Source organism: Natronolimnohabitans innermongolicus JCM 12255 (genome assembly GCF_000337215.1).
GTDB classification, from domain to species: domain Archaea; phylum Halobacteriota; class Halobacteria; order Halobacteriales; family Natrialbaceae; genus Natronolimnohabitans; species Natronolimnohabitans innermongolicus.
Genome location: NZ_AOHZ01000019.1, coordinates 1 through 8,474, shown reverse-complemented (window position 1 = coordinate 8,474; position 8,474 = coordinate 1). Strand labels below are relative to the sequence as shown.

The following is an 8,474-nucleotide window of genomic DNA, read 5'->3' as shown; positions in this document are numbered from 1 at the left end:
TTCCACAGTTTGCTGGCACTCCACCCGTGCCGATCGAGCGACTCCACGACCTGTGAATAGTTGCGGATTTTCGCTCGATGTGTTCGGTGGATTGCCAGCATCGTGAAACTCCTGTATAATCAGTTATACTTGATTCTCTTGTAAAAGTTGGGATTGGGAACGTGGAATATCCAGCCCTGTCGAAGTCGGTGGAACATGGCACTGAGTGACGGCGCGTATCCACGGCCTGAAGGCCGTGGTATTGCGCCTGTTCAGCCTATAACTGCCGAGAAGGATTCATAATGCCAGTGAATAGTAATGGGTTTAGCGAGAATATTATTAATAATAGCATAGAGTAGTGGGTAGATGTATAGGATGGTTATCGAACGCGGGCCACAGGGAAAACTGCATCTGCCAGCGTACAGCGCTGGCTGCTACCGGCGGAGAGTGACCGATTGCTGTGCTCTCTGTATGGGGCGTGTTATCGCCGCCACAGCGACCGCACCGCTTCGCCACAAGATCCGAGAAACGAAACGTGAGGATGACCACGATCTCGTCGGCGAACACGTCAAAGTTCCACGCATCGATCGCTCGGCCAACGGAACCGAACTCGATTATCAGGAAGGACGGATCGAGAAGGTGTACGTCCTCTCGGACGAAACGCCGGCACTGCTATCGATCGAGACGGAAGAAGACGATCGAATTCATATCGATCTAACGGCGAGCGAAGGCGGCCGTATCACCGGCGACTGAGCGAGACTAGGCTCAATCGTCGTTCATCGTAATATCGGCCGACAACCCCTGTGCCATCTGAATATCCTCGGCGTTGTTCATCGTCCAGGCCGTCCGCTCGGTGACCGCTTCGATGGCCTCTCGAGCGCTCGGATAGCCGTTTCCGGACTTCTTGACGCCGCCGAAGGGCAACTGAACTTCGGCGCCGATACACGGGAGATTCGCGTACGCGAGCCCGAGTTCGGCCCGGTCGCGGAAGGCGTTCAGCTGGCGGTAGTCCTCCGAGATGATCGCGCCCGCGAGTCCGTACGGCGTGTCGTTGTGGATCTCGAGTGCGCGGTCGACGTCGCCGTCGTACTCGACGAGCGCGACGTGGGGGCCGAAACACTCCTCGTTCAGACAGCGCAGGTCCGGCTCGTAGTCGATTTCGTAGACGAACGGCCCGACCCAGTGGCCCTCGTCGTGGCCGTCCGGAATCTCCTCGTCCGCGAGTTCGAACCGGTCGACCAGCACTTCGGCGCCCTCCTCGACGGCCAACTCGTTGTGCCGGCGAATCTTCTCGACGTGGTCGGCCTCGATCGCCGGGCCCATGAACGTCGCGTCCTCGAGGGGGTCGCCGACGGCGACCTTCTCGGCGACGTCGACGAAGCGGTCTTTGAACTCGTCGTAGACGTCCGTGTGGACGATCAGGCGCTCGCTCGAGACGCAGCGCTGGCCGGTCGTCTTGAAACTGGACATCACCGCGGCGTGGACGGCGACGTCCAGGTCGGCCTCCTCGGTGATGACGATCCCGTTTTTGCCGCCCATCTCGCAGGCCGCGAGTTTGCCGGGCTCGCCGCCGACCTTGTCGGCGATTTCGTGGCCGACCTCCGCCGAGCCCGTAAAGAGGACGGTGTCGACGCGCTCGTCGTCGGTGATCGTCGCGCCGGCGTCGCCGTAGCCCTGGACCATGTTGAAGACGCCGTCGGGGATGCCGGCGTCCTCGAACATCTCGGCGATGATCTGGCCGCACCACGGCGTCTGTTCGGCGGGCTTCCAGACCACGGTGTTGCCCTCGACCAGCGCGATGGCCATGTGCCAGAAGGGGATCGCGACCGGGAAGTTCCACGGCGTGATACAGCCGACGACACCGCGGGGTTTTCGGCGCATGTAGGCGTCCTTGCCAGCGACCTCCGACGGTACCACGTCGCCGTGAGGGTGGCGGGCGTTGCCGGCGGCCCACTCGACCATGTGCCAGGCCTCGGTGACGTCGGCTTTCCCCTCCGAGATCTCCTTTCCGCACTCCTTCGTGACGATTTCGCCCAGTTCCTCGTGACGATCGCGGAGTTCGTGGTAGATGTCCCAGAGGTACTCCGCGCGGTCGATATAGGACAGCGACCGCCACTCCTCGAACGCCTCGTCGGCGGCCTCGAGGGCGGCGTCGACGTCCGACTCCGTCCCGCGTCGGAACGTCGCCAGCACCTCGCCGGTGGCCGGGTCGTGACTCTCGAACGTCCGTTCGTCGCCGGCGGTCGTCCACTCTCCGCCGATGTAGTGGCCGTGGACCTGTTCGGTTGCTTGCTGGCTCATACCTGATCGAACGACGAGAGCGGTGAAAACCCTGATGGTCGTTCACACATGGCGGAGAGAACGTTCGGTTTGCCGACCGCCGGCCGTAGCGCCGTCACGAGCGTTTGCTTCGAGCGCGACCGGCGTGGCGTGCGACGGGCACGACGACGACCGCAGCCGTCGCGAAGCCGACCAGCCCCGCGGCCGTCGACACCGAGAACAGCGGTCCGTCGGTCGTTCCGACGACCAGCACGACCGCGGCGAGAAGGGCCGCCAGACCGCGGGCCGACAACGACCGCATGGCCAGCGTCCCGGGGGGTTCGGCGGCGACCCGACGGCCGAGGACGACGAGCTGCCAGCCGGTGAAGGCGCCGAGCGCGGCCGCGAGCAGAATCCGCCCGCTCGAGCCGCCGTCGCTCGCGACGTACAGGAACGCGGTGAACGGAACGCCGAGGCCGAACGCGACCGTCGGCCGGTCGAGGCGCGTTCGCCCGAACAGCCAGAAAAACCCGCCGACGAGTGCGAGCCCGAGCGCGGCGCCGACGACGACGTCGACGACGTAGTGGACGCCGAGTGCGACTCGAGTGAACGAGACCAGGACGATCAATCCCGCGGCGGCGCCGTATCGGAGCCGTCGCGTGCCGATCGGAAGAACCGCCGCCAGCCCGACGTAGACGACGGTCGTGTTGACCGCGTGGCCGCTCGGAAAGCCGTAGCCGCCGACGGTCGCGGTCGCTTCGTACAGCGGTTCGATCAGCCACGGCAACAGGGTCGGGTCGATCAACGGCGCCTCGGGCCGCGGCAAGCCGAACACCTCCTTGAGGCCCTTGTAGCAGCCCATGCCGGCGATGGCCATGCCGGCGACGGTCGCGATATCGTCGCGCGCGTCCGTCGCCGTCCAGTACAGCGCGGTGAGAACTAGTACCAGAAACCAGACGGAGCCGAGCTGGGTGAGCAACGCGATGACGACGGCTAACCACTCGGGAATCGATCCTTGCACGACCTCGAATTCGCCGATTCCCCTCGACATACTCTCAGTGGCGGTGGCCTGGTTCCGAGCGGCGCTCGGTTACCGGTCTTCCTCCCTGCCGCGGTCTTTCGTCACCGTTCGGTCGCCTTCCGGCGGCTGCTCCTCGCTCTCGGGATGGCGCTCCGCGCCCGCCTCGTCCATCTCCTCGGTCTCGGGCTCCATGGCCTCGCCCGAGCGGCCGTCGCCCGCGTCGTCGGCGTCGGTCGCAGCTTCGCTCGCGTCCCCCGTCGCCTCCGCCGTCCCGTCCGGCTCCCCGCTTCGCTCATCGGTGACGGCGTCCGGTTCCCGGTCGAAAACCGGATCCGTCGCGTCCTCGTCGGTCCGCCGCGGCTCGTCGCCGCCCGCGAGCCGAATCGTCTCCTCGGTTACGGCCTGGACGTCCCCGGCGTCGATCGGGACGACGTCGTCGGCGTCGCCCTCCCAATCCAGCGTCGCCTTGATCGAGTCGACGGCGCCCGCCTCGAGGTCGACGTACGCCGTCTCCGGTTCCGTCATCGTGACGACGCCGACGCGGTCGCCGCCGGCCGTCTCGACGCGCTTGTCGACGTCGTCGTCGGTGAAGGATGTCGTCACGTCTCGAGAATACTCGAATCCGCAGAAAGCCACTGCTGCCTGCAGTGGCCGGGAAACGACGGTGATCGATCGAAGTCGACGTTGCCCGCGCGAAACGGCTAACGAGCGGCGCTCACCGGGCGGCGCTTACCGGCGCTGGAGCCCCGCCGCCCGCTCGAGTTCGGTTCGCAGCGCCATCGAGTCGAACTCGTGGTCGGGGCGGAGCCGAACGAAGTCGAGAAAGCGCCGGGCGTCGAGCAGTTCGTCCGGTTCGTAGACCGTCGTCGCCGCCTGGACGGCGCCGCGGGCGCCGATCCGCGGCTCGAGGACGGCGAGCGCACAGGCCAGATCGTAGGCGGTGGTCTCGGCGACGCGGTCGTCGTGGACGTTCGTCGCGTCGATGAAGTAGAACTCGTCGTCACAGAGCAGGATGTTTTCGCCACGGAGGTCGCCGTGGGCCATCCCGTGGTCGCGAAGCGTCGCCAGCATCTCGAACAGTTCCGTCGCGCGCTCGGCGACGAGCCAGTCGGGCGTGTCCTCGAGCGATCGAAACTCGGGAAGGTACTCGAGGACGAGCACGCCCAGCCCGTTGACCTCGAAGGCGTCGATGGGCTGGGGGGCGTTGATCCCGATGTCGCGCATGCGTTCGGTCGCCTCGTACTCGTGTTCGACCATCTCGCGGGGCGTATCGAACCGACCGAAGAAGCCGCCGGTGCCGGCCGATACCGCGCCGACGTTGCGGCCCGCGGTCAGGAGGGCGTGGACCAGCGCGTTCTGGCGGGAGACGATCTTGACGAACCACTCCTCGTCGATCACGCAGGGCGTCGACAGCCAGTTGTCGGCCTCGAGAAACTCGACGCGCACCGTCTCCCGGTCGTACCGTTCCGCCAGCGTCCGGACCACGCGCTCGATGCGGTCCCACTCGACGCTCCCTCGGGCGAGCCGGCGGATGTCCATGTATCGGATGTGGGTGCTCGGACGTTAAATGCGTCCCGAACTGTCTCCGGGCGAACGTATTCGGGGCACCCCCGCCGGCGCCGAGAGCAGTATTGCTATCTACGGGGCGATAAAACACCGAGACAGGATGCACGCGATCGACGACCTCAGTGACGCACTCGAGACGACGCGGGGGTTTCTGACGCCGGTGCGACTCGGCCTGTGGCTCCGGCTGGCCGTGGTCGTCGTCTTCGTCAGTTCGCTCGGGCTCGGTGTCGGCCCTTCGGTCTTCGGGAGCGACTTCGCGGTGCTCTTCGAGGAGCCGACGGTCGAACAACCCCCCGAGGTCGAAGACGAGGTCTGGGAGGAGGTGCCCGTCGAGGAACTCCTCGCGGCCGCCCTCCTCGTCGCCGCCGTCGCGTTCGTCGCGTGGCTCTGTTACGCGCTCGTCGCCGGAATCATGGAATTCGTCTTCCTCGAGTCGCTGCGCTCGACGGAGATTCGCGTCCGTCGGTACTTCGGTCGGAACCTCGGCCGCGGGGTTCGGCTGTTTCTCTTTCGGCTCGGCGTGTTGATCATCTTCGCCGCGCTCGGGGCGCTTCCCGGCGCCGTCGCCGCCGTCGGAGACGGCTCGATAACCGATCTCTCGACCGGGCTGCTGGCGCTTTACTCCCTGTACGGCTTCGGGCTCTACCTGGCGTACTCGGCCGTCCGACGGTTTACCAGCGAGTTCGTCGCGCCGATCATGCTCCTCGAGGAACGCGGCGTCCTCGCCTCCTGGCGACGGTTCTGGGGGACGCTCACCGCGAACCTGGCGGAGTATACGGTCTACCTGCTGCTGGTCTGGTTTCTCTCCATCGCCGTCACGATCACCGCCTGGGTCGTCGTCGGGATCGGCCTCTTCGCGCTGGCGATCGCGTTCGGCTTCGTCGTCGTCCTCTTGCTGGTCGTCGGCGGCCCGCTCGGCGCGGTCGTCGCGCTTCCGATCGCGCTGTTCGGCATCGCCTGTGGGATCCTGTTCATGGGACTCGTCTGGGCGCCGATCGCGACCTACTTCCAGTACTACGCCCTGTTGCTCCTCGGCGACACGAACGGTGACCTGGATCTGCTCCCCGACCAGCGAGCGGCGGTCCGCGCCGCCGGTGCCGGCGGAGGCGGGATGGGACGCGGGAGCTGGGACGACGCCGACTGGAGCGCCAGCAACTGGGACGGCAGCGGCTGGGGTGGCACTGACGGCTGGGACGACGACACCGACCCGTGGGCCGACCCCGGCGATCCTGACGACGCACGGCCGGCCGACGAGTCGTGGCGCGGATCCGAAGTCGAACGGCGCGACTCGAGCGACTGGAACGCCGATCCCGATCCGTGGGACGACGCCGTCGACGGCGACGAGACGGAGCCGTGGGACCGCGCCGACGACGGCGGGTTCTGGGGTGGCTCCAGCGGCGACGAGTCGACTCGAGACGATGGGGACCGCGGCGACGATCGCAGTACCGACAGCGGTCGCGATGACGATGGTCGCGGTGGCGACCCTGATGCTGCCGACGACCGTGATACCGGCGGCGACGACGCTGACGACGAGCGAACCTGGTGACCTCACTCGAGGATCGCGACGCGGACCTTGGCGACGCGGACTGCAATCCGGCGGTGCGTTTATTCCATATCCAGGCAAGTATTGTGTATGGATACCACGCTACCCGACGAGCATCGGATGATCCGGGAGACGGTTCGAGACGTCTGCGAGACCGAGATCGAGCCGATCGCCCAGGAAATCGAGGACGAGCACCGATTCCCCGCGGAGATCTTCGACCAGCTCGCGGATCTGGACGTGATGGGCGTTCCGATCGCCGAGGAGTACGGCGGTCTCGGCGGCGATACGCTCATGTACGCGCTGGTCGCCGAAGAGCTCGGGCGCGTCTCCGGCTCGATCGGGCTCTCCTACGTGGCCCACACGTCGCTCGCCTCGAAGCCGATCGAGCAATTCGGCACGGAAGCACAGAAAGAACGCTGGCTGCGCCCGCTCGCGGAGGGCGAGTATCTCGGCGGCTGGGCGCTGACCGAACCCGAAAGCGGCTCCGACGCCTCGGACATGAACACGACCGCTCGAACGGCGTCTGCCGATTCCTCGGACGTCACAGCGTCCGAGGAAGGTGACGAATGGGTCTTAACCGGCACCAAGCAGTTCATCACGAACGCCTCCGAGGCCGGCTCGATCCTCGTCAAGGCCGTCACCGACCCCGAGGCCGGCTACGACGGCATCTCGACGTTCATCGTCGACCCCCGCGAGGACGACGGCTTCGAGGTGACGACCGTCTGGGAGAAGATGGGGCTCAACGCCTCGCCGACCTGCGAGATCCAGTTCGACGACGTCCGACTCCCCGAGGATCGCCTCCTCGGCGAGGAGGGCGACGGCTGGGAGCAGACGAAGAAGACCCTAGACGGCGGCCGGATCTCGATCGCCGCGCTCTCGACCGGGCTTGCACAGGGGGCCTACGAGCACGCCAAATCCTACAGCACGGAGCGCGAGCAGTTCGGACAGCCGATCTCGAAGTTCGACGCCATCCGCGACAAGATCGTCGATATGCACCGCAAGACCGAGCGCGCACGGCTGCTCACCCGCCGCGCGGCGCGTACGTACGACAGGGGCGACCCCGTCACGCGCGAGTCGGCGCTCGCGAAACTCGACGCCAGCGAAGCCGCCCGCGAGGTCGCCGAAGACGCCGTCCAGGTGCTCGGCGGCTACGGCTACACGACCGACTTCGCCCCCCAGCGGTTCTACCGCGACGCCAAACTGATGGAGATCGGCGAAGGAACTAGCGAGATCCAACACCTCGTGATCGGCCGGGAGCTGGGGCTTTAGCTCGTCGACTCGAGTCCGTACAGCAAGACGATGCTCGTCACCACGCTCGGTCTCGTCTGTCTCGCCCTCGGCGTCGCCGGCGTTCGGTACGCCCCCGCCATCGTCGCCGCACAGCACCAGCAAGGGATGGCGCCGCTCGAGGACGGCGAGCGGGGCGACGAACTCGAGGGCGAAGACAGGATCCGCGTCACGAAAGGTGTAGGTGTCCTCCTCGCGCTCGTCGGCGTCGTGTTGCTCGGCTACGGGGTCGTTTGAGGCGACTGCGGTGACTCGGATCAAAACGGATCACTCGAGTCGAAACGGGTTACTCGAGCGTGAGATGGACTACTCGAGAACGCCGAGTACGCCGTCGTCCCCGTCCGCGTCCCCGTCTTCGTCGTCGCTCTCGTTCTCGTCGTCTCCGCCGGTCTCGTCGTCGCCGTCGCCTCCGTCCGCGCCGTTCTCGTCGCCGTTTCCGTCGTCCGCCGTCTCGTCGTGGTCGATATCCGTGGTGACGCCCTCCATGAGCGCCAGGACGTTCTCCTCTTCCCGACCGCGGACGAACTCGGGATCCTGCGGATAGACGCCGATGGTCACGAGCAGGTCGTCGCCGGCTTCGACGGCCTCGCTGACGTGGAGGTCGACCTCGAGGTCGTGGCCGTCGAACGTCGCGTCGGCGCTGAACCGCGATCGGGTCGTCGTCTCGCCGAGGATTTCGATCTCGTCGTCGTCCTCGTGGGTGATGTCGCTGATGTCGTCGTAGTTGTTCTCGACGAGTTCGACGAGCTCCGCGGAGGACTTGTCCTCGACGGGGTTGAAGTTCTGGCCCGCGACACCGATCCTGTCTCTTATACACAT

The 8,474-nt window shown here is 66.2% G+C and carries 9 protein-coding genes; 4 read left to right on the top strand and 5 right to left on the bottom strand.

Annotation, left to right across the window (positions count from 1 at the left end):
* Positions 1-450: 450 nt before the first annotated feature.
* Complete coding sequence (locus C493_RS04375) at positions 451-732, top strand: hypothetical protein (RefSeq protein WP_007258198.1); 282 nt, start codon at positions 451-453, stop codon at positions 730-732.
* Positions 733-744: 12 nt separating this feature from the next.
* Here C493_RS04375 and C493_RS04370 read toward each other — a convergent pair whose 3' ends face one another.
* The 4 genes from C493_RS04370 to C493_RS04355 all read right to left on the bottom strand — a co-directional run bounded on the left by C493_RS04370 (position 745) and on the right by C493_RS04355 (position 4,798).
* Entirely contained in the window at positions 745-2,280 is a 1,536-nt protein-coding gene (locus C493_RS04370) for an aldehyde dehydrogenase family protein (RefSeq protein WP_007258197.1), read from the bottom strand.
* A gap of 94 nt (positions 2,281-2,374) precedes the next feature.
* Positions 2,375-3,259 (bottom strand): phosphatase PAP2 family protein, encoded by an 885-nt coding sequence (locus tag C493_RS04365; protein ID WP_241430873.1) that lies wholly within the window; start codon positions 3,257-3,259, stop codon positions 2,375-2,377.
* 69 nt (positions 3,260-3,328) lie between these two features.
* Positions 3,329-3,862, bottom strand: a complete 534-nt coding sequence (locus tag C493_RS04360) for a hypothetical protein (protein WP_007258195.1) — start codon at positions 3,860-3,862, stop codon at positions 3,329-3,331.
* Between the two features lie 126 nt (positions 3,863-3,988).
* Positions 3,989-4,798, bottom strand: a complete 810-nt coding sequence (locus C493_RS04355) for an RIO1 family regulatory kinase/ATPase domain-containing protein (RefSeq protein ID WP_007258194.1) — start codon at positions 4,796-4,798, stop codon at positions 3,989-3,991.
* 127 nt (positions 4,799-4,925) lie between these two features.
* Between C493_RS04355 and C493_RS04350 the strand changes: the two genes are divergently transcribed.
* The 3 genes from C493_RS04350 to C493_RS04340 all read left to right on the top strand — a co-directional run bounded on the left by C493_RS04350 (position 4,926) and on the right by C493_RS04340 (position 7,892).
* Positions 4,926-6,371 carry a DUF7544 domain-containing protein gene (locus C493_RS04350; RefSeq protein WP_007258193.1) on the top strand — a complete coding sequence of 482 codons (1,446 nt, stop codon included), beginning with the start codon at positions 4,926-4,928 and terminating at the stop codon, positions 6,369-6,371.
* A gap of 87 nt (positions 6,372-6,458) precedes the next feature.
* Positions 6,459-7,637 (top strand): acyl-CoA dehydrogenase family protein, encoded by a 1,179-nt coding sequence (locus tag C493_RS04345; RefSeq protein WP_007258192.1) that lies wholly within the window; start codon positions 6,459-6,461, stop codon positions 7,635-7,637.
* A 30-nt stretch (positions 7,638-7,667) separates the two neighbouring features.
* Positions 7,668-7,892: a hypothetical protein gene (locus C493_RS04340; RefSeq protein WP_007258191.1), complete on the top strand. Its 225-nt coding sequence runs from the start codon at positions 7,668-7,670 to the stop codon at positions 7,890-7,892.
* A gap of 69 nt (positions 7,893-7,961) precedes the next feature.
* On the opposite strand, the gene C493_RS04335 is transcribed toward C493_RS04340, so the two are convergent.
* Positions 7,962-8,474 (bottom strand): DUF6517 family protein (locus C493_RS04335; RefSeq protein ID WP_007258190.1); only part of this gene is annotated, 513 nt, incomplete at its 5' end.